This window comes from Variovorax sp. PAMC26660, from assembly GCF_014302995.1.
Lineage (GTDB): Bacteria > Pseudomonadota > Gammaproteobacteria > Burkholderiales > Burkholderiaceae_C > Variovorax.
Map to the genome: position 1 here is coordinate 6,707,429 of NZ_CP060295.1, position 20,832 is coordinate 6,728,260.

12 protein-coding genes and 4 pseudogenes are annotated in these 20,832 nt (G+C 63.8%); 5 read left to right on the plus strand and 11 right to left on the minus strand.

Annotated elements, in window-relative coordinates; all coding sequences use genetic code 11:
• Nucleotides 1-11: 11 nt before the first annotated feature.
• From H7F35_RS35195 to H7F35_RS31515, 5 genes and pseudogenes are all read right to left on the minus strand, one after another.
• Nucleotides 12-227 (minus strand): annotated as a pseudogene (locus H7F35_RS35195) (MASE2 domain-containing protein); the annotation flags it as partial.
• Nucleotides 224-586, minus strand: a complete 363-nt coding sequence (locus H7F35_RS31500) for a response regulator (RefSeq protein WP_187110415.1) — start codon at nt 584-586, stop codon at nt 224-226. The gene H7F35_RS31500 and the pseudogene H7F35_RS35195, both read right to left, overlap by 4 nt.
• A 1-nt stretch (nt 587) precedes the next feature.
• Entirely contained in the window at nt 588-1,973 is a 1,386-nt protein-coding gene (locus H7F35_RS31505) for an ATP-binding protein (RefSeq protein WP_187110416.1), read from the minus strand.
• A gap of 36 nt (nt 1,974-2,009) precedes the next feature.
• Complete coding sequence (locus tag H7F35_RS31510) at nt 2,010-9,320, minus strand: autotransporter outer membrane beta-barrel domain-containing protein (protein WP_187110417.1); 7,311 nt, start codon at nt 9,318-9,320, stop codon at nt 2,010-2,012.
• A gap of 148 nt (nt 9,321-9,468) precedes the next feature.
• Nucleotides 9,469-10,458: a tripartite tricarboxylate transporter substrate binding protein gene (locus H7F35_RS31515; protein ID WP_187110418.1), complete on the minus strand. Its 990-nt coding sequence runs from the start codon at nt 10,456-10,458 to the stop codon at nt 9,469-9,471.
• 98 nt (nt 10,459-10,556) lie between these two features.
• Here H7F35_RS31515 and H7F35_RS31520 point away from each other — a divergent pair, with 98 nt between their 5' ends.
• From H7F35_RS31520 to H7F35_RS31535, 4 genes and pseudogenes are all read left to right on the plus strand, one after another.
• A complete protein-coding gene (locus H7F35_RS31520) occupies nt 10,557-11,645 on the plus strand; it encodes a LacI family DNA-binding transcriptional regulator (RefSeq protein ID WP_187110419.1) in 1,089 nt (362 codons plus the stop codon).
• Nucleotides 11,646-11,787: 142 nt separating this feature from the next.
• Nucleotides 11,788-11,949 (plus strand): annotated as a pseudogene (locus H7F35_RS31525) (ATP-binding protein); the annotation flags it as partial.
• An 806-nt stretch (nt 11,950-12,755) separates the two neighbouring features.
• A complete protein-coding gene (locus H7F35_RS31530; protein WP_187110420.1) occupies nt 12,756-13,100 on the plus strand; it encodes an OST-HTH/LOTUS domain-containing protein in 345 nt (114 codons plus the stop codon).
• Between the two features lie 236 nt (nt 13,101-13,336).
• Nucleotides 13,337-13,723, plus strand: coding sequence for an H-NS family nucleoid-associated regulatory protein (locus H7F35_RS31535; protein WP_187110421.1), 387 nt, complete (start codon nt 13,337-13,339; stop codon nt 13,721-13,723).
• A gap of 566 nt (nt 13,724-14,289) precedes the next feature.
• Here the strand turns inward: H7F35_RS31535 and H7F35_RS31540 are convergent.
• From H7F35_RS31540 to H7F35_RS31565, 6 genes and pseudogenes are all read right to left on the minus strand, one after another.
• The gene (locus H7F35_RS31540) at nt 14,290-15,012 is read right to left on the minus strand and encodes an SDR family oxidoreductase (RefSeq protein WP_187110422.1); all 723 of its coding nucleotides are present in this window, start codon (nt 15,010-15,012) and stop codon (nt 14,290-14,292) included.
• A gap of 578 nt (nt 15,013-15,590) precedes the next feature.
• The gene (locus tag H7F35_RS31545) at nt 15,591-16,292 is read right to left on the minus strand and encodes a hypothetical protein (protein ID WP_187110423.1); all 702 of its coding nucleotides are present in this window, start codon (nt 16,290-16,292) and stop codon (nt 15,591-15,593) included.
• Nucleotides 16,289-18,463, minus strand: a complete 2,175-nt coding sequence (locus H7F35_RS31550) for a tetratricopeptide repeat protein (RefSeq protein WP_187110424.1) — start codon at nt 18,461-18,463, stop codon at nt 16,289-16,291. Before H7F35_RS31550 ends, H7F35_RS31545 begins: the two co-directional genes overlap by 4 nt.
• 16 nt (nt 18,464-18,479) lie before the next feature.
• Nucleotides 18,480-19,163, minus strand: coding sequence for a hypothetical protein (locus tag H7F35_RS31555; RefSeq protein ID WP_187110425.1), 684 nt, complete (start codon nt 19,161-19,163; stop codon nt 18,480-18,482).
• Nucleotides 19,164-19,179: 16 nt separating this feature from the next.
• Complete coding sequence (locus H7F35_RS31560; RefSeq protein ID WP_187110426.1) at nt 19,180-20,256, minus strand: SPFH domain-containing protein; 1,077 nt, start codon at nt 20,254-20,256, stop codon at nt 19,180-19,182.
• Between the two features lie 189 nt (nt 20,257-20,445).
• A pseudogene (locus H7F35_RS31565) lies at nt 20,446-20,633 on the minus strand (integrase core domain-containing protein); the annotation flags it as partial.
• A gap of 36 nt (nt 20,634-20,669) precedes the next feature.
• On the opposite strand from H7F35_RS31565, the pseudogene H7F35_RS31570 reads away from it, so the two are divergent.
• A pseudogene (locus tag H7F35_RS31570) lies at nt 20,670-20,819 on the plus strand (transposase); the annotation flags it as partial.
• Nucleotides 20,820-20,832: the final 13 nt, after the last annotated feature.

Consider the following 20,832-nt stretch of genomic DNA (forward strand, 5'->3'; position numbering starts at 1 on the left):
TCGACCAGCAAGGCGCGCATCTCGCTGCGCCTGCCATCGGCGGCGCGGCAGCTCAGCCAGTAGGCCAGATGCGGCCACGTCAGCATGACCACGCCCGCCCACCACAGCGCGATCGGCGGCTGCGTGGTGAAGACCGAGCCGAGCAGCAGGCCGGCGGCCAGATGGGCGCCGATACGCACCGGGTAGTTCACCCGAACCCCGCCGTACAGGCGCCGCGGCGCCGTCATGACAGCAGGCCCTCGATTTTCGCTAGCAACCGTTCGAGTTCAATCGGTTTGGTGTCGAAGTCGTCGCAGCCCGCGTCCATCGCGCGCTGGTGGTCTCCGTCCATGGCATGCGCGGTGAGTGCGATCACCGGGATGTCGCGCAGATCAGGGTTGGCCTTCAGGCGGCGCGTGGCCTCCCAGCCGTCCATGACCGGCAGGCTCATGTCCATCAGGATCAGCGCCGGCCTAGCGCTCGTGGCCGCGATCAGTGCATCCGCGCCGTCGAAGGCCATCACCATGTCGTAGCCGCGCCGCGACAGCCGCCGCGACAGCATGTCCCGGTTCAACTCGTTGTCCTCGACCAGCAGGATCTTTGGCATGTCAGTCCTCGGCTGCGTTTTCTGCGAGGGGCAACTTCGCGAGCACGACCGCCCGAAACCGGCTGCCCACGCCGAGCGTGCTGACGGCGGTCACGTCGCCGCCCATCAGGCGGCACAGACGGCGGCTGATGGCCAATCCGAGGCCCGTTCCGCCGTATTTCCGCGTCGTCCGGGATTCGGCTTGCACGAAGGGCTGGAAGAGTCGGCCCAACTGCGAAGGAGTCATGCCGATGCCGGTGTCGCTGACCTCGAAAACCACGACAGGCTGGCCACTCGCATCGACGTCGCCGGTGGTGGCTATCGAGATGCGGCCGTTGCTGGTGAACTTGGCCGCGTTCGACACCAGGTTGATCAGCACTTGCCGCAGCTTCGTCAGATCGGACTGCATCAGGCTCAACCCGTGTGCGCACCGCACCTGCAAGCTGTTGCGGTTCACGGTCATCAGAGGCTGGGTGGTCGAGAGCACCTGGTCCAGCAGCTCGGCCAGCTCGAAGGACTCGACATGCAGCTCCATCCGGTCGGCCTCGATTTTCGACAGATCGAGCACGTCGTTGATCATTTGCAGCAGGTGCCGCGCAGCACCCTTGATGCGGCCCAGGTCGGCGAGCGCGGTGTCGAGTTCGTCGCGCTCCGCCAGGTCCTCTTCCAGCATCTCGGTGTAGCCGATCACCGCATTGAGCGGCGTGCGCAGTTCGTGGCTCATGTTCGCCAGAAAGGTGCTCTTAGCCAGGTTGGCGGTCTCCGCCTGTTCGCGGGCCTGCTCGGCAATCACGCCGGCCTGCTCGAGATCCGCCTTCTGTTGCTCGATGACCTGGTTGCGCGCATGCACCTCCCGCTTCGCGCCAATGGCCTGGCGCGTCCGGAAATGCGACGCCAGGCCAAACGCGGCCGTGTAGGTGGTGACCGCGAGCGCCGTCATCACGTGTGCCAGCAGCGGGACCGGCAACACGTCGAAACCGGCATTGAGCCCCACGGCCAGAATCCCGAGCACGAAGCACCCGGCGCCGGCCAAGCCCAGGCGCAGCCCGCCGATGCTCAGGTTGGCAGCGTTGATGGCCGTGAAGGACACCACGCAGATCCATAGGTCGAGGCCGGTCAGCAGCGTGAATGCGCCCATGAGGAAGCTGTCGATCAGCAGGTTCCGCCGCTCGGCGGCCTTGCTGTCGCGGGCGCGGCTCGCCGCCAGGTAGGCCAGGTGCGGCCACAGCAAGGCAGTGCCGCACATCAGCACCAAGATGCCGACAGGCATCGGCCGCAGTTGCAATACCGAGAGCGCCACGGCACCGAAGAACCCGTGTCCCACCACGCGCAGGCCATAGTCCAGGCGCACGGTCGGATGGACGCGCGGCCGCGGCCTCGGGGATGGCAGGCCCCGTACGGCGGTCATCGAGCAAAGACTCCGTGCAGTTCCATGTCCGGGCCCTTACCAGCGCATCTTCAAGCCCACGCTCGCGTTCACGCCCCCCTCGGTGCGCGTGTTGCCGCCGCTGGCGTTCAGTTGCCCGACTTCGCCATACAGGCTGGTGCGCTCGCTGAGCGCCAGCGTGGCGCCCATGGCCACTTCCGTGCGCGTGCCGCCGGTGGGCGTGCCGATCACGGTGAGCGCAGCCGGCGTGCGGTAGCTGGCGCTGTCCGTGCCGTTCGGGCTCTTGTAGACATTCAGCCGGCCATAGGGCTTCAGCGTGCCGATGGCGGTGGCCAGTTCGCCTTGCACCCGGATGCCCATGCGCAGGCTCCAGCCGCTCTTCGTGTTCTGGCCCACGGTGGTGAGGCCACCCAGGGCGAGATCGTCCAGGTCGAGCGATTGGCGAATGAGCTGTAGCTGCGGCTCGATGCGCCAACCCGGCGCAAGCTCGAAGGACTGCCCGACTTCCAGCGAGGCGAGCAGGCTCGACCCCTTGCCGTTGGCGCTGCTGCTCGTGATCGCCTCCACGCCATAGCGATGGCGTGCGGCCTGCAGCACGGCTTCGGCGTACAGGCCGCTCCTGCCCTGGTAGCTGCCGTAGGCGCCCAGGTACTGGTTCCTCAGGTTGTTGCGCCCGACCTGCAGGTTCGCGATGCCGCGTGCGAAACCGCTGGCGCTCATGTCGCCGTCGAGCTGGCCGACGGAGACGCCGACCTGCCATTGCGCATCGGCGCTGCCGCCGACGAAGAGGTCGGTGCCGGCCTGGAAGCCGGTGAGGCGCCCGCGGCTGTGCGGGCTGACGGCGCCGCCCTGGGCGATGTCGCGCTGCACGCTGAGGACGCGGCCCCAGGCCTGGCGGGAGCCTGCAGGCGCATCGGCGCCCACGCTGTCGCCCACGCGTTGACTGCGGTTGGCCAGCATCGCGAGGTTGGCTTCACGCAGTTGCTCGGGCAGCGCGGCGATCAGCGGGACTTCGGCACGGTACAGGGGCGCAGATGGTCCTGGCGTGCCTGCGCCCCCGGAGTTCACAGGGTTCACTGGGTCTGCAGGGTTCATCGGGTCCACGGGGGGGACGTTCGAGTTCAGCCAGGCGCCGCTGGCGTTGGTGGTCATGCGGTATTCGAAGGCGCCGGCATCGACGTGGCCGCCAGGCAAGCTGAACGCGTTGGGCTCGATGCGCGCGCCCTTCTCGGTCACGACCACCGGGATGCCGTTGCCCTTGGTGAGCGCGCCCAGGCCGGCGACGTTCGTCACTTGCACCTGCGTGCTGCCACTGGCGACGGCGCTGGCACCGCTCAGCAGGAGCCGGTCGCTGGTGCTGGTGCTGTCGCCCAGCGCTGTGGCGATCTGCAGCACGCCGTTGTTGCCCACGTAGGGGCCGGTGACGGTGAGCGTGCTGCCCACGGCACCGCCAGCGCTGCGCAGGTTGACGGTGCCGGCATTGGCGAGAGCGGCAACGGTCTGGTCGAAGCCGGCCGTATCGAAGGTGGCGCCGGCGGCCACGCTGTGGGCGCTGCTCGAGGCGAATGTGTTCGCGGCGCCTGCCCTCAAGGTGCCTGCGGCCACGTTCGTGGCGCCGGTGTAGACATTCGCGCCAGCAAGGATCAGGGTACCCGTGCCCTGCTTGGTGAGAAAGCCGCCGCCCGAGATCACGCCGGCGAGGGTTTCGCTGAAGGCACCGGTGTCGATCACCGGATCGTTGCTGCCGGTCATGTGGATGGCGTTGGCGATGGTCAAGCCATCGGTAGCAAAGCCGAGGGTGGTGCCGTCGTCCATGGACAGCGTGCCCGTGCCCAGGGCCATGCTGTGGCCGAGATTCAGGCGACCGGCCTTGAGAGACGTACCGCCTGAACGCGCACTGGCCTGGTCCAGCGTCCAGGTGCCGCTGCCCTGCTTGATGAGGGTGCCGGCGAAGGTGGTGTCGCCGGTGACCGCCCGCGAGTAGAGCTGAACGCCCGTGCCGTCCAGTGTCAGCGTGGAGGCTGCGTTGGTGCCCATCTCCAAGGTGCCCTCGATGACGGAGCCGCTGACCAGCGTGACCTTGTGGGTGCCGGCATCCGACAGCGCGACATTGCCGATCATCTTGCCCGCGTTGCTGAAAGTGACGTCGCCCTTGGACGCATACAGCGATGCATATTTTCCTTGGATGGTCGAGGCCGCGCCATTTACCACCGTTGCGGTATCGGCCTGCAGGAACAAGCCATTTCCGTCCCCTGCGATGAGGCCGCCTTCGGTATTGGTGATGTTGGCTGCGCCGCCAATGACATACACCCCCGAATAGTCGGCCTTGTCGGCGCGGATCGTGGCCCCGGTGTTGACTACCGTGTTGCCGCCGCTGCCATACATCGCCACGCCAGTTTCCTGGCCCGAGATAACGCCGCCGAGTGTGTTGTTGACCGTGGCTGTCACGCCACCCGTCGCGACGGCAGTGCCGTTGATGGTGGCGTTGGCGTGGATCGTGCCACCTGCGTTCGTCACCGTGCCTCCATTGACCAGGTCCACGCCACGCGTGTCGCCCTCGATCCGTCCGGTGGCCGCGTTGTTGACCGTGGCGCCGCCAGTTGCCGAAACCACCGCCTTCTGGCCTGCGGCAGTTCTCAGGATGGTGCCTGAGTTGTCCAGCGCGCCCAGGTTGTTCACGATGACTTGGTTGCCAATGCGCACGCCCGCGTTGACCTCCAACCTGGCGTCGAAGTTGCCGCTGTTGTCCACCGTGACGGTGCCGGTGCCAAGCGCCGTGTTGCTGGCTGTTGCCAGTGTTCCGCCATGCACGGCGGTGCCGCCGGTGTAGCTGTTGGCCCCGCTGAGCACCAGGGTGCCTCGGTCGCGCTTGTCCAACTTGCCGCCGCCGTCGATGGCAATCGCGATGCGGGCAGTCGCGCCCGCATCGACGCGGATCTGCGCGTAGCCATCGCTGTCGTTGACCGCCGTCAGCTTGCCATTGGTGCCATTCACCAACGCGTAGCCGTCGACGGAGAACTGCAGGCCGCTGAAGCCTTGAGTGCCGTTCACCGTGACGGTGCCCCCACTGCCCGAGAAGATGCCGAAGTCGTGAGCCCAGGCCTGGCTCGCGCTGCCGTCGGTCGTGGTCCAGTTGGTGCTGCCGGCGTTCCAGGTGCCGCCGCCACCATGGACGGTGCCATCGGCCTGCAGCACATTGCCATTCCAGAACCGCAGGGTTCCGGAGCTGGCGCCCACCACCAGGTTGACCTGTTTGGCGACACTGGTCTGCACCGTCATGTCGCCAGCCTTGTAGCCCAGGGGCAGGTCGCCCAGGTCCAGGCCGTTGTTGGTCAGGCTGCCGCCGTAGTCGATCAGTCGGTAGGCACCACGCCCGAACCCGCCCGCGTCGGTGACGTTCAGCTTGCCGTCCAGCGTCAGGTTGCCGGTGAGGTTGAGCAAGCGGGTGTCCGACGGCGCGCCCAGGGCCACGTCGAGGTTGCTGTTCGCACCAAGCACCAGCGAGGCTGCCGACAGGGTGCTGCCGCTGAGCAAGGCCAGATGGCCGCCGTCGGCGATGTTCACCGCGCCGGCCAGAGTACCGCTGCCGGTCAGCGTCGCGCCGCTGAGGACGTCGACACGGGTGCTGTTCAGTTTGGTCGCAACGTTCAAAGTGCCTGCATCGATGCGGGCGTTGCCGGTGGTCAGGCCGTTCTGGGTCTGGTCCAGCGTCCAGTTGCCAAGGCCCTTCTTGACGAGGGTGCCGGCGAAGGTGGTGGTGCCGGTGACGGCCTTGGAGTAGAGCTGATCACCCGCACCGTCCAGCGTCAGCGTGGAAGCCTGGGTAGCCGCCTGCAATCGGCCCATGATGCTGGAGCCCGTGTACAACGTGATCTCGTGGGCTTCATTGGCCCCAGAGGAGGCCAGGTTCACGTCTCCAATCACCTTGCCTGCATTGCGTAGCGTGACGGCGCCTCCGAGGTTCGAAAGCACCGCCGCGCCTGCTGTCCCCTCGATCGTCGAATCGGCGTCGTTGATCAGCGTGCCGCCCGCGACAAATAACACGCCGGCTGCCTCGCCGGTGATTTTTCCGCCCCCCCTGTTGGTGACCGTTGCCCCGCTGTTTTGGACATACACGGCATGGCCGATGGAGGCTGTGATAGTGGCCCCGTTGTTGTCTACCGTGTTGCCGCTGCTGCCCCACACCGCCACGCCGGCTTGTACGCCCGAGATCGTGCCGCCCAATGTGTTGCTGACCGTGGCGGCTACCCCCCCCGTCGCAACGCCATAGCTACCTGCGGCGTTGGCGTGGATCGTGCCGCCTGCGTTCGTCACCGTGCCCCCATCAACCAGATCCACGCCACGTGTGTCCCCCTCGATCCGTCCGGTGGCCGCGTTGTTCACCGTGGCGCCGCCTGTATCTGAAATCACTGCCTTCTGGCCCGTAGCCGTTTGCGAAATGGTGCCCGTGTTGTTCAGCGTACCCGTGTTGTTGACGATGACCGCGTTACCGATGCTGACACCCGAGTCGACCGCCAGGGTGGCGCCGAGACGGCCTGTGTTGTCCACGGTTACGGTGCCGCTGCCCAGACCCGAACCGTGGGCGACCGCCAGCGTGCCTGCGGCGACCTGCGTGGCGCCGCTGCGCGTCATGGCCTGGTCCAGCGTCCAGGTGCCCAGACCCTGCTTGACGAGGGTGCCGGCGCTGAAGCTGGTGGTGCCGCCGACGGCATTGGCGTAGCGCTGCTGGCCTGTACCGTCCAGGGTGAGCGTGGACGCGGCGTTGCTGCCTATGCCCAGGCTTCCGGTGATGCTGGAGCCAGTGAACAGCGTGACCTGGTGCGCTTGGGGTGGGTTCTGGAAATTCAGATTCACGCCGCCGATCAACTGGCCCTTGTTGGTGAGCCTGGTGCCTCCGGACATGACGATCACCGCCGTATTGGCCTTGATCACTGAAGCGACATCGTTGAATACTTCACCGCCGTTGTACAGGACGACGCCGCCATTGGCGCCCTGAATGGTCGCGCCGTTCAGGTTGTTGACGATGCCCAATGCCGTGCCGCTTAATGCGCCGATCGACACCCCAACGCTGCCGTTCGCGTCAGCGCTGATCTTGCTCGCGAGGCCGTCATTGATCACGCTGCCCCCAGCGCCGAGGTAGACGCCCGATGCCTTGCCGGCGATGCTGGCGCCGGCCTCATTGGTGACAGTCACGGAGGCTGTGGCAGATGTCGCGTACACGCCGTAGCCAAGGCTTGCGCTGGCGCCCGAGCTGATGGCGCTGCCGGCCCCGGTATTGCGTACCGAGCCACCGCCGGTCAGCCAGATACCGGCCTCCCCGCCTGCGATCGTGCCGCCTTTCTGGTTGGTCACCGTGCCAACGCCGTTGGTGACCTTGACACCCATGGTGTTGGTGCCTGTGGCCGCAAGACGGCCACCGGTATTGTTGATGGTGCCCCCTCCGACCTTCGTCTCGACGGCGATCTGGTTCGCACCCGTGCGCGTGACAGTGCCCGAATTGTTCAGCGTGCCCCCGTTGTTGACGACGACCTGGTTGGTGATGCTGAAGCCAGCGTCGACCTGCAGCGTGGCAGCGGCCTTGCCCGTGTTGTCCACGGTGACGCTGCCCGTGCCCAGCGCCGTGTTGTTGGCGACAACCAGCGTTCCGGCGGCGACCTGCGTGGCGCCGCTGCGCGTCATAGCCTTGTCCATGGTCCAGGTGCCGCTGCCGACCTTGACCACGCTGCCCGAGCCGAGCGTGGTGGTGCCGGTCACGGCGTTTGAATAAAGCTGATCGCCCAGGCCGTCCAGCGTGAGCATGGACGCGGCGTTGGTGCCGATACCCAGGTTGCCCGTGATGCTGGAACCAGTGAACAGCGTGACCTTGTTGGTGCTGGCGCCGCGCAGCACCACATTGCCCACCAGGGCGCCAGCGTTGCTGAGTGTTGCGTTCCCGGCAATGACTTCCACCGCCGACTTGCCCTGGATGGTGGCGCCGGCACCATTGATCACCGTGCCCCCATCGATCAGGCGCACGCCTGCCGCGGGGCCCTTGATGAGGCTGCCCGCGCCGGTGTTGGTGACCGTGCCCGGCGCGCCACTGATGCCCACGCCAGCGGCAAGCGGGTCCATCCCATCGGCGCTGATCGTGCTGGCGATGTTGGTGATCGTGCCGCCGTCGGCAAGGCTCACTCCGTAGAGCTTGCCCGCGATGGTGCCGCCGCCTTGGTTGATGACGGTGCCCAGGCCGCCGACGATCGCCACGCCGTGGCCGCCATCGAGGTTCTTCCCGTCCGTGGTCGCGCGGATGGTGCCGCCGGTGTTGGTCACGTCACCACCGAAGTCAAACTGCACGCCGGCGGCCCCGCCCGTGATCGTTCCGCCCTGCGTGTTGACGACCGCTCCTGCGGCGGTGCCGAAGTACACGCCCATTCCATCCGCGGCAGTTGTGCTGATCTGGCCGCTGTTGGTCACCGTGCCATTGCCATTGAGCTGCACACCGGTTCCCGCGCCGATGATCTTCCCCCCCGCCTGGTTGTTCACCGTGAGGGTGTCGCCTGGGTCCGCATAAAGGTAGATGGCCCGTCCGCCGCTGCCAAGCGCCTGGATGGTGCCGGAGTTGGTGACCTGCGCAGTTCCGCCGCCGATGACCACTCCTTGGCCATCAACGCCGCTGGCCGCGATCGTGCCGCTGTTGGTCACTGTGCCATTGCCGCCGCTGATGGTCACGCCTGTACCGCCAACGCTGATGACGCTGCCGGCGCCGATGTTGTTTACCGTGCCGCCGGCTTCCATCTTGACGCCGACCGCGACACCCATAATGCTGCCGCCGGCTTGGTTGGTGACGGCACCCGGCTTGCCCTGGATGTACACACCCTTGTCGTCCCCATCCGCCGCCGCGGCGCTGATGGTGCCGCCGGTATTGTTCACCGTGCCGCCGTCCTCCAGGCCCACGCCAACATACTCGCCGAAGATCCGTCCAGTGGCGGCGTTGTTCACCGTGGCGCCGCCCACATCGGAGCGGACCGCCGTATCGTCGACGGCGGTTCGCGAGATGGTGCCGGCGTTGTTCAGCGTGCCCCCGTTGTTGAGGATGATTTCGTTGCCGATGCTGACGCCGGAATTGATCCTCAGCGTGGCATTGCGGTTGAGCGTGTTGTCCACGACGACGGAATCGGCGCCAAGCTGGGCGTCGGAGCTGACCACCAGAGGGCCTTGATCCACGATGGTCTGGGCATGGCTGCCCGCGCCTGTCAACGCCAGCGCCGCAACGGCCAGTGCACGCGCCGCCGCACCGCGCCCGCGCTTGCCGCGACCACGGACGACTTCCGACACGGCAACCCACGCGCCGATGGAACGGTTCCAGACACTTCGGTAGCTGATATTCATGACAGGAAATCTCTCCAGATGCGCGAGCTGCCCACGCATGAGGAGCAGCCGCAAGACAAGGGCTAGAATTATTGTAATACGTATTACTTTGATGATTCAATCGATCCCGAGGCAATCACCTGGCTGGCTGAAACCGGCTCGACGCCGATTACATCGGCTCGACCTGCGCAGCCTTTGCGAGCGCCTGCAGCTTCAAGATGTCCGCGGCATAGAAACGCGCGGCGTCGAGCCGTGACATCGGAGGCGGGACAGCCCCCCCGGCGGCATCGATGGTCTTGCGCACATCCGCATTGCCGAGCGCCTGCGTGACGATCTTGTGCAGTTGCACGCTGTCGCTCTCGCTCATCGCGGCAGGCACCAGCAGGCCGACCCAGATGCTTGGGCGACCGATGGCAGGCGCGGCTCGGCTTTCGTCGAAGGTTGGAGCGGCGGGGAACCGCGCGAGCCGCCGCGCGGACGAGACGCCCAACACCTTCAACCTGCCGCCGGCGACCATGCTGCCCAGAAGCGCGTCCACGGGCATCACCGCGAAGTCGATGACGCCGCCCTGAAGGTCGGTCAGCATGGGCATGCCGCCGCGGTAAGGCACGTGCGTCGCCTGGATGCCCGTGGCGGACAGCAACGTCTCCGTTACGAGGTGGAACAACGAGCCTTGACCCGTGCTGCCATAGCTCAGGGGCCGCTCGACGCCTTTGCGCGCCAGTGCGATGAGTTCGTCAAGGTTGTTTGCAGGCAAGTCGCGGCGCGCGTACAGCGCCAGTGGCGAATCGTTGATCAAGCCCAGGAGCCGGAAATCCGAGGCCTTGTACCTGACAGCGCGCAGGGTGAGCGGTGCGAGCACGGTCTCGGAGGGCGATCCCACGAAGAGCGTGCTGCCGTCGGGCACGGCGGCCAGCAGGCGGTTGGCGGCAATGGAGCCGCTCGCCCCGGTGACGTTTTCCACCACCGCGACACGCCCCAGCCCCTGACCCAGCGCCGGCGCAACAGCCCGCGCGAACACATCCGTCACGCCGCCGGCAGGCTGCGCCACCAGGATGGTGAGAGTGCCGGTACGGGCTTGGGCGCAAACGCGGGATGTGCCGGCGAGCAGCGCTGCGCCCATGCCCGACAGGGCGATCGCACGGCGCGAGATGGTCATGGCGGAATCCTTCGTTTTTCGGGGCATCATCCGGACTAATACCTCTTGGAACCAGACAGGGGGTGAGAAATAATACGTATTATTGGTGACAGTCAAGCATGAAAAATCCCACGGCCGGCAAACCCGCTCCCATCGGGGCCGGCCCCTCGGTGGCATCCGGCAGCAAGGCCAGGGCGCCTGCGAGGGGCCAGCGACGCCCCACGCAGCGTGACATCGCCCTCGCCACGGGCTTGTCGCAGACCGCCGTGTCCCTGGTGCTCAACCGCGTGGAGCCGTCCACGGTGTCGGCGGAAGCGCGTGAACTGATATTGCAGACCGCACAGCGGCTGGGCTATGTGCCCAACCGCATGGCCCGCAACCTCCAGTCCGCGCGAACGCACACGCTGGCGTGCATCATCCCGGACATCACGAACCCGACCTTTCCCGCCCTTGTGCGGGGTTTCCAGTCCGCTGCCGACGCGGCAGGGTACGACACGATGATCTTCGACACCGACGGCACGCTCGAGCGCGAGCGCCGGGCGTTGCAGTGGCTGTCGCAGGGGCATGTGGACGGCGTGATGGCGCTGTTCTTTCACTTCGACGACGCCGATCTGGCGCAGGCGCTGCACGGCCGCATTGCCGTGGTCCAGATGGTCAGCGAGTACCGGCCGTCCGGCGACATCGACCAGGTCTATATCGACAACGCAGCGGCGGCGCAGGCCATGACACAGGCTCTGATCGACAAAGGGCACCAACGCATCGCCATGCTCTCCTGCCCGAGAGGCCCGGGCGCGGAACGCCAGCGTGGCTTTCATGCCGCGATGCAGAAGGCGGGGCTTTCAGCCAGTCTCATTACCGCCGACGACTTCACACAAGTGGCGGGCTTGCGTGCCATGGAAGCCGAGTTGGCCGAGCACTTCCATTGCAGCGCCGTGTTCGCGGCCAACGATCTGCTGGCGATCGGAGCCATGGCAGCGTTGCGCGCGGCAGGCCGACGCATTCCCGACGATGTCGCGGTGGCCGGCTTCGACGACATTCCCTCTGCGCAACTGCTGCATCCTGCGTTGACCACGGTGCGCCGCTTCGAACACGAGATGGGCCGCTTTGCAGCCGAGTTGCTGATTGCGCGATTGGACGGCCTCGACGCGGACCAACCAGGCCGCGGCTTTGAGCGACCTTTCGAGCTGGTCATGCGCGACTCGGCCTGAGGGGCGGCCTTTCCTCGAAGTCACCTTGCGAACGCCGCCGCGCTCGCGCGTCTACAGCGGCGTACCCATCGGTTGTTGTTGCAGCATCTACGCGAAGCGCAGGCGAATCGTGTTCATCCGTGGCATCGATCGCTCAGCGTTGATGAGCCTGACGCTGTCGTCGTCGCGGATCGAACGCGGCGAGACCAGTTGCTTCTCTGGCGCTACGGGCCTGGGAAAGACATGGCTGGCTTGCGCGCTGGCGCAGTATGCGCGTCGGCAAAGCTACTCGGCGCTATACCTGCGCGTGCCACGCCTGCCGGAGGCAGCTGCGTATCCTGCTCGGCGCAGGCAGCTTCCGGCACTGGCGGTAGCAACCCCAAGGCGCTGACACCTTGCTTCTGGTTCGTCAGATACCAGGCTGCGGCCGGCCAAAGCCGAGGTGATACACAGCCTCTTGCTACGCCCTCAATATCAGAGTCGCGCTCCCCAAGGTCGAGTGAAGAAAAAAAGAGACCGCTCTGCACCCCCACCGCGAACGGTGAGAGCGAGGAGCTTGACTATCAGAGCTTGTTGACAGGGAATGCGGTTCTGCGGAAGTACTTCCAGCGGCGGGAGGTCGCGGCTTCGAGAACACTCTCTGAAGTTACTCAGCTACCACCAGAATCATCCCCAGCCAACAAACACACCAGATGATCAACGGTGCCTGATTCTGTTTGAGCGCCTTGGCTCGCTTGTACAGATAGACAGGCACGATCCAGAACGCACCCATCTTCGACGTGTCGTATCCGGCCGCCCGAAGCGTCCTGCCATCGCGGACAGCGAGCACGACGTTGAGACACACGGTGATCCACCACAGCGAGGCCAGGCGCGTACGACGCGCTGCTGGAGTTGCTGTTCCCTGAACTGGCGCCGGTACTTGTTGCCGACTATCGCCGTAACGAGTCAAGCAACTAGCACGCCGAGGAATCGTGCGCCCGTGCACCCTACTTACATTCCCCATCTCGCCGAACTACTGATGCCTCATCCCCTGAAAGCGCACATCACCCACATCGACCAGATGTGCCTGCCCTTTCCATGTGCCACTCGGAGAACTAATATCCAATTTTCCAGATCTGGGTTGGCAAGAGAATGATGGATATGCATGCTGCAGAAGTGATCAAGGATCTGGCCTCGAAGGATGTCGGCTTCTACGCTTCTCACGACATCCCAGGTGGTCAGGCAACCGTGCATCTGACCGCACAGCAAGATCTTAGGGAGTTGCTGACCCACGCCATCCCAGAGACGATCAGGGACAGCGGAGGGTCCAGACTGTCGACTGTTGGCGGACTCGTAAGCAAGACGCACACATCGTTCGATCCGAGAAACTATGGCTTCAAGAAGCTGAGCGAGTTGGTACGCGCCCAGCCGTACCTTGACGTGGTAGATGCACCCGACGGCACAGGATTCGTGCACGTCGAGGTTCGGTTGAAATAACGTGGCTTTTTCTGCCGACGATCAGCGGTCGATCCTCACTCGTATGGACCGCCCCCTCCTACAGAGAGCGAGGCCCCATCAACCGGGCTGTGGCCTGTCCTGCAGGTCGTGGCCATCGGCTTTTTGAGCTGGGACATCCTGAGTGCCAACAAGCGGAAGGCCGACTCGCCGGAAAATTCGGCGACGATGATGCCCTTTCAAAAATCAGTCACCTACCTACCAAGAGAAAACAGCCGATGCCAGAAGCAAAAAATATGAGTTATGCCGAGATCCAGAAGCGGATCAAAGACATGGATGCTGAACGTGCAGTGCTTGAGGCAGCGCTCCAAGCAAAGCGTGGTGAAGAGATCAAGGTTCTCGCCGACGCATATGCGAAGAAGCTCCAAGCCGGAGGATTCTCAATCTCCGAGGGCATCAATGCATTGGCGCCATACGACACGACAAAGGCCAGGCGTTCGGGCGTTGCACCGCGTCCGCCGCGCGAGGTCGAAACCGGCACGACATACAAGAATCCCGAAACAGGCGAGACATGGATCGCCGGCGCAAAAGGCCGCGTTGTCGGATGGCTTCAGGCCCAGATTAACGCCGGCAAGAGTGCAGCGTCCTTCGCTACAGATGCTTAGCAGGCTTGAATGGTCCACCCAAGAAGAGCAAGTTCTGCGTTGTGAGAGTTCTGCACGTTGCGGGCTGGTCTAGAACCACCGTCAGTCCGCAACGGCCGCCTGAAGAATCATTCGACAGGCGTCTCATGCCGATCATTGTGATCGTTCGCCATCCGGCGTAGAAGGCACTCGCACATAGGTGCTTCTAGCCTACTGAAGCACTCCAGATCAGGAGGGCTTTGTGCAGCTACTCCCCCCATCCAGCCGATCCCGTCGCATGGGGCGCCAAAGCGTGAGGTCGTAGGTGATCTTGAGCAGCCCACACGCTATAAGCGGCAGGAGTCTTCATCGGCATCGCGTTCTGCACTGACCCGATCTACGTGCAGGACGCCGGGCTGGTCGCACCTCGCTTCGGCGGAGCGACCCGGCACGCGGTATGGGGCAACCGGCTGGCGGGCTTGTCGTTCATCGGATCGGAAGTCTTGACGGCGATGGGCGTGCGGCCGGCCCGCTGAACTCATCGATCTCCTATACGGCACGACAACCGGCCGCGCAGAAAATCCGAAACGTACTGCACGTAGCGGGGTTCATATCTGGTGCTCGCCCGGCAGCACCATGAGCTTGGGAATTCTGACGTGGCTGGGCTGGGTAAGTGCAAAGCTCACGCATCGTGCGACATCCTCGGGTTGCAAGGGGCGTTGGATGTTCATGCCTTCACTGGGATGGACTTGCCAGTCCCGATGCAGCCCCGTCATGACCAAACCAGGCTCGATGCAGGTGACAGCCACGGCTGTGCCCGCCAATTCCATACGGAGCGCCTCCGAAAGCGCCTCGATTGCGAACTTGGTTCCTGCATAGGCCCCCGCCGTAGGACGCACCTTGGTGCCGAGAACGCTTGAGATATTAATCAGATGCCCACCATGCTGCGCCAGAAAATGACGCACGAAGGTATAGGCGACTCGGAAAGTGGATTCGACATTGACACGCGCCATGCCGCAAACTTTGTCGATGTCGATGGCATCGATCGCGCCGACCTCGATCACTCCCGCGTTATTCAACACGATGTCACAACGCCCGTGAGTCGACAGTGCCAACTCGAGCAATCGACTTGGGAGGTCGGGCTCGGTGATGTCCGCCGCGATGAACGATGCGCCCAACTCATGTTGCAGGCGCAACAGTTGGACCTCGGAGCGCGCTGTCAGAACAAGTTTCACTCCGAGAGAGTGAAGTTCTCTCGCCACTGCAAGGCCGATGCCTCCTGTGGCGCCAGTGACAACGGCAACCTGGCCGTCGAGATTCGTAGAAGTCATGGGCAGGTTCCCGCTTTGAGCGTCGCAAGCTGGGAAATATACAGGCGCCCAGCGTCGAGCTCGCCACCCCATAGAGTGAGAGCCAGCTTCGGATAAGTTCGCAGGACCCTATGGGCCCGAAGCGCCGAGGAGACGACAGGCTACAGTCGGCCACGGTGCCACTGGACAAGCGATGCGGGACACCGCGCTGGGCTTCAGCGCCGACGGCCTGAGCATCGCCAGCGCCATCCAGTTCACGGGCAGCGAACGCTGCCGCAATCATGGCTAAATACGTGTTGAACTCGATGGTCATCAGCAATTGGCCACCAGTCCGCCTGGCAAGCCAGAAGCAACGGCCCATGGAACCAGCCGTTCGACCGGGACTTCGATGTCCGCCACGAGCCCGAGTCGACCGCCGATGTCAGGGCGCCGGTGCTGGAAGTGTCAGCACCGGCGGCAAGTAGGATCGCGAAATCGTCGTCTTCATAGCAAGGTCTCATATCTGCCGGACTGGGCGGGGGCCTCAGCCTCCCCGACACATGAGTCGACCAGTTGATCGCTATCGCATTTAGCCAACGCGCGATGTTTGCCGCAGGTTGCTATCCTTGGTTCGACTTTTCTGCGCTCATCCCAAATTGAACCTGGTTGGCTGGCTCGACACGCACGAACGGCACCGAGCCTGCCGAGGCGTCCAGAACTTGGACTTCAGGCCGCGGGCCGCGTGCGGTTCCTTGGCTGAAGCCCGTACGCAACCAGCCCTGCACTGCGTCGCGGTCCCCATTGGGCACGCTGACCAGCACGCGGGAAGGATCCGTGCGCGACGAGGCAAGTTTGCCGGCCAGTTCAACACTGCGTTGCACGTCCGGGCTTCGGCGCGCCAACAAATTGGACGGCAACCCCACAGTGGTTCCTTTCCACGCGTTCACAGCTTCCGGGCGACCCTGGTCGTTGGCACGCTGGATCGGAGCAATATCTGTAACGACCGCCATGTGGTTGGCGCGCATCGCGTCATCAAATGCCTGGGCTTCTGCCAAGTCCTTCTGTTTACCGTTGCGCCAGCCAATAAAACCTCCGACGGCGCCCACCGCCACCGCAGCAGTTGCGCACGAGGAGCCCTTACCGCCGACAGCCCTACAGGCAGCGAAGCCAGCCAGTGCGCCGATGCCCGCGCCCAGAGCAGCTTGGTCCGTTGCGTTCGAGCCAGTGACAGTTCTGCCCTGGTTGTTTGCGCAGCCAGACGCCGCAAATAGGAGAGCAGTAAAAACTGCAACGGATGAAAGTCGGAAACGCGTGGTCATCATTTCTGGCTCAGTTCTCTGAGTTGTTGTTCAAGTTGCCGATTCATCTGCTTCGCGTAGGCCTCTTCAGCTTTGATCTGCGAAGGAGGTGCGTCTGTGCGTGCCGGTCGCGGCGACATGGCACGCGCCGGAACGTCCGCGCGAGCCGTCGTTACGTTATCGCCCAGCGTCGGAATCTCATCTGCCGCGGAAAGGACGGCGCTGGCGACTGCGCGGGCTGCATCGGAGCGCCCGTTCTGCGCCTGTTCGCCCAGAAACGTGAGCGTCTTCTGGCGACTGCCCGAATAGTGCAGCGCTAACGAAAGCGCGGCCGCCGATGCCGCACGGTCGCCTGTTTCTGCAAGCGACGCGGACAAGTTCGCCCACGCAGCCACACGACGCGGCGCGAGGAGCAAAGTCTCGTTCAAGGCGTCGATCGCCTCGGCATGTGCTCCGCTCTCCTGGTAGGCGAAGGCAAGGTTATTCACGATCTCAGGATCAACTGCATCGGCTTTGACGCCGCGCGTGAACGCCTCGATCGCGGCCTGGTTCTCTCCGCGCTGCAAAGCGCTTTTACCTTCGGCATTCGCGGCGCGTCCGGCCGAACGATCCCGATTCACGTTGCGCAGCGCCAGCGGCGCAGCAGTCGCCGAATCGACGACGTCCCATTGGTGCTTGCTTGCGGCGATCAGCATTTGCATCAACTGCGGGTCAAACTGGATCGTTGGTGTCGCTGCCACCGGGGCTGCTGGCACCTGTGCGACGACAGGGACCGCCGCCACCGCAGCTACCGCGACGGGTGCAACAGGTGCGGCAGAAACGGAAGTCTCGACGCTCTGCGCGCGCTGCTGCGGGGGGACTTGAACCGGCGGGGGTGCCGCAGGTGCTTGGGGCCTGGAGGGCGTAGATGCGCTCGCATAGCTCGGATTCGGCGAACCCTTGAAACTCGCGGGTATCAGGGGTACCAGGAAGATTGCGGCGGCGATCGACGAGACCGCAGGGATGAGCATTGCATCCTTGGACGTCAGTGAAAGAAATGGACGGCTCGGCCTGGTACCGCTCTCGAGCAGCGCCTGGCGCTCGGCAGAACCGAGCTGCAGCGAATCCACGCTCTTCAGCTGTCGCTGGCTCAAAAGTGCCTGCCGGATGCCTTTTGAGTACGACAAGATCGAATGCTTGCGCCAGGCGGCGAATACGAATGCAGCGACCACGGCGCCGGCGGCCAGCCCTGGGCTGAAGGCGATTCGATGCGCTTCCGCGTACGCATAACCGCCACCGGCCGCAAGGAGTGACACGACCAGCGGCGCATAGCCCCAGCGGATCGCCTTCTTTCGCTCGTGGTCGACCGGCGCGGGATCAGCAACCAGCTTTTCGCCTGTCGTACCATCGGTCCACACGTTGTAGGTACGGCCCTCGTAGTCATATACGACATGACAAATGGGCAGAAAAACACTGGCGTCGGTCTTGGACGTCGTGGCCTTCCAGCGCCAGTCCTTCTGACGATCGCCCTGCGCATGCTGCCTCACTCCCGCATCGATCTGTGCATCGACGAGATCGGACCCGCGCGCGGTGTATGCCTCCTGCGCATTGACGGTGAACGCTTCGGCTTCGAAGCCTGTCACGTATGACGTATCAAATGGCTTGAGCTCGTCCACTGCCGGGCGTTCCACGAAGATCCGTGGAAGGTCCAATCCGGCTGAGGACAGCCGCTCTCCAGCGTAGGCGATGGCTGTGAAGTCACCCCGGTCGGCGCCGTTGACAGGCCGCCAGTCAGTGACGGTCTTCGTCTTGGTGACGGGGCGCGATCTTCCTTGTGAGTCCTTTTCGTAAACCGTGTACTGCTCCTGCCGGTCAAAACCGAAGCTTGCGGTCCAATCGGCTTCGTACGTTCCGCGGTAGATGAAGGCGGGCACATAGAACTGTTCGACCTTGCTGAACACTGCGTGCTCTAGCAGGTTATCTGGTGTCAGGTCTCCCTGCGCAAGATGCGCGTAGACGACATCCTCGAGCGCGGCCCTTGTAACACCCAGCGGGACCACAAGCTCCGCATTGGATGGTCTTCCATCATCGTTCGGAGCCTGCTCGATCTCGGTGATCGCATCGCAATACATGCACTTGAGCGCGCGATTGCCGGCCGAGTATTCCAGAGAAGAGCCGCAGCCGCTGCAAATCAGTTTGAGCGTGTTGTTATCCATGAGGTGCTGTATCGGCTCACGCTTTGGAGCGTGATGCCACGAGTTGTTGTTGACGGCGCATGACGAGCGCTTCGATCTCGTCCATTGCTTGTATAAAAGCGGCGTCGCTTTCCGATGGGGAGAATCCGAGCAACTGAACCAGCTTGGCTCGGATCGCCGCGTCTTCGGCAACCGTCTGGTTCTTGATGCTCGATGCGGTATATCGAAGCGATTCGATCAGACGTGCACACCGCTCCGTGTGTGGGCGGCCCGCATTGCGCGATGCCGCCTCATTCAGGAGGCCTTGCCACTCCATTCGGTCGCTGTTGTCGGGCTGGGAAGCCACTGCTTGATCTATCACGCCAGACGAAGCATGGAGAACCAATGCGCTCACGATGAGGCCTGCCGACGTCAAGATTGTCAGCGACCAGGAAAGCGCGTTGTACCCCGCCAGACCCACCGCAAACGCGGCGAGCGCGCCGAGCAAAGCCAGCGATATCACGGCGCCGCTCGGTCCAATCAGCGCAAGGCGCGATTCCTCCGACCTGGACGAGGGTGCCAGAGGCGCGGGCAAGTAGAAAAATCCACCCAGCAAAACTGCTACCAATGCGGTAGCTGCAATAACCGGGGCGCTCCAGACGCCCGATGGCAGCAGTACAACCAGGATGGCAATTGCGGCGAGCGCAACGACGGACCCGGCCAAGCCGAACTTCATTTTCATTGACATGGGGGATCCTTCAGCTCGCGAGGATTCGAGCTTTTTCGCTATCGAACTCCGCGTCTGTCAAAACGCCGGATTGCTTCAATTCCGCCAACTCCTTCAGGAGTCGGATCCGTTCCGACGGCCCCACGCTGGCTGGGGCGGCAACAGGCGGTGGCGGCGGGGCGTGAGGAACCGCCTCCGGGGCAGATGCTGGGGGCGGCGGCGCTGCGTATGGCCGGATGTCGGCTGCAGCCTGGGCAAAGTTGCTGCCGATGCTCGGGCCCATGCCAATGCCCATTCCCAATCCCAAACCGGCGCCCATGACACCGCCGGCAGTACCTTCATTACCTGCGGCGGTCTCCATCACATTGAAGCTGCGTTCTTGCTGGTATGTGAAACCAATAATTCCCATCTCGGCGCGCTTGGCGAGCGCCTTGCGCAGCGTGATCACCGCCTCGTCGTTTTCCGGGACGTTGATAGAGTGGATATTGAACTGAGCAAGCGCCACGCCATATTCGGCAAGCTCAGGGATAAGTGCGGCCTTGAGAGACGCCGACAGCGTATCAAGCTGCGTAGCGACCTCCAGAATCGAAATGCCTGCGCGAGCGATGCAAGTCGCGATTTCGGTCTTGATCCGCGTGATCAGGACGCCTTTGAGGTAGCTGGAAAGCGTGTCGACGTCAAACCCCGGCAGCGTGCCCACGAGTTTGAGAAGAAAGCGCTTCGAATCCACAATCCGAATGCCGTACTGCCCGAAAGCGCGCACCGGAATCATGATGCCGTACTTGGGATCTTGAAGCGGAATTGCATCGGCCGTGCCCCACTTCACGTCCAGGTTGGTGACGCGATTGACGTACCAAACTTCTGCGCTGAACGGTGATTTACCCCCGAAAGGTATGCCGATCAGCGAGCGCAGGAGGGGTAGGTTTTCAGTGCTGAGCGTGTGTCTGCCTGCACCGAACGGGCCGTCATAGACGCCCCCACGCACAAGAAATGCTTCTTGAGACTCACTGACGATGAGCTGCGTCCAAGTGGAGAGCTCGGTGCTCGGATATTTCCATGCAACGATGTTTGGGGTGCCATCCCACTTCACCAGATCTATTACTGCCACGCGCTCCACCTTTGTAGTTTTGTATTAATCGTAACATCGTGAAACGATAAATGTCAGAAATTTCTTACCAACAGGCGGCAACGTGCGGTTCTTCACGCTTTTGGCGTTTTGGGTCTGAGGGTGACCTAACAAACCGCGGACTTGACGGGCACTGCGACCGACGCGCATCGCGCATCGGACGACAAACTGATTGTCGAGATGCAATAGGTTATTCCCGCCAAGTCGGGAAACTGGAGGTCTGTAGCCCAAGGCCGAATGCGGCCTCTCCAGGCGTTGTAATAGCTCAGGAACGCAGCCAACCATGTTGTGCGCTCCTTGCTATTGGCCGAGACGCGGCCATAGGCCCCCTCGCGCAGACAGGTCTGGATGAATCGCTCGAGGTGCTCACCGATGTCCAGCGGGCCGCGCGCTTCTACGACTTCGCGGACAGCCGTGCCGGCGAGCATGCTCGAGCGTTCCTGCAACGGGGCAATGAGCCATGGAAGGGCAAGCTGGTCTGCGATGACTATGCGGGGTACAAGGCCAGCTTCACCCAAGGCATCACCGAGGTCGGCTGCGCGGCCCAGCCCCCACCCA

Coding starts and splice junctions, on each gene's coding strand:
- H7F35_RS31500 (WP_187110415.1), bottom strand. CDS start 586: ATGCCAAAGATCCTGCTGGTCGAGGACAACGAGTTGAACCGGGACATG.
- H7F35_RS31510 (WP_187110417.1), bottom strand. CDS start 9,320: ATGAATATCAGCTACCGAAGTGTCTGGAACCGTTCCATCGGCGCGTGG.
- H7F35_RS31535 (WP_187110421.1), top strand. CDS start 13,337: ATGCCAGAAGCAAAAAATATGAGTTATGCCGAGATCCAGAAGCGGATC.
- H7F35_RS31550 (WP_187110424.1), bottom strand. CDS start 18,463: ATGGATAACAACACGCTCAAACTGATTTGCAGCGGCTGCGGCTCTTCT.
- H7F35_RS31505 (WP_187110416.1), bottom strand. CDS start 1,973: ATGACCGCCGTACGGGGCCTGCCATCCCCGAGGCCGCGGCCGCGCGTC.
- H7F35_RS31540 (WP_187110422.1), bottom strand. CDS start 15,012: ATGACTTCTACGAATCTCGACGGCCAGGTTGCCGTTGTCACTGGCGCC.
- H7F35_RS31555 (WP_187110425.1), bottom strand. CDS start 19,163: ATGAAAATGAAGTTCGGCTTGGCCGGGTCCGTCGTTGCGCTCGCCGCA.
- H7F35_RS31520 (WP_187110419.1), top strand. CDS start 10,557: ATGAAAAATCCCACGGCCGGCAAACCCGCTCCCATCGGGGCCGGCCCC.
- H7F35_RS31545 (WP_187110423.1), bottom strand. CDS start 16,292: ATGATGACCACGCGTTTCCGACTTTCATCCGTTGCAGTTTTTACTGCT.
- H7F35_RS31530 (WP_187110420.1), top strand. CDS start 12,756: ATGATGGATATGCATGCTGCAGAAGTGATCAAGGATCTGGCCTCGAAG.
- H7F35_RS31515 (WP_187110418.1), bottom strand. CDS start 10,458: ATGACCATCTCGCGCCGTGCGATCGCCCTGTCGGGCATGGGCGCAGCG.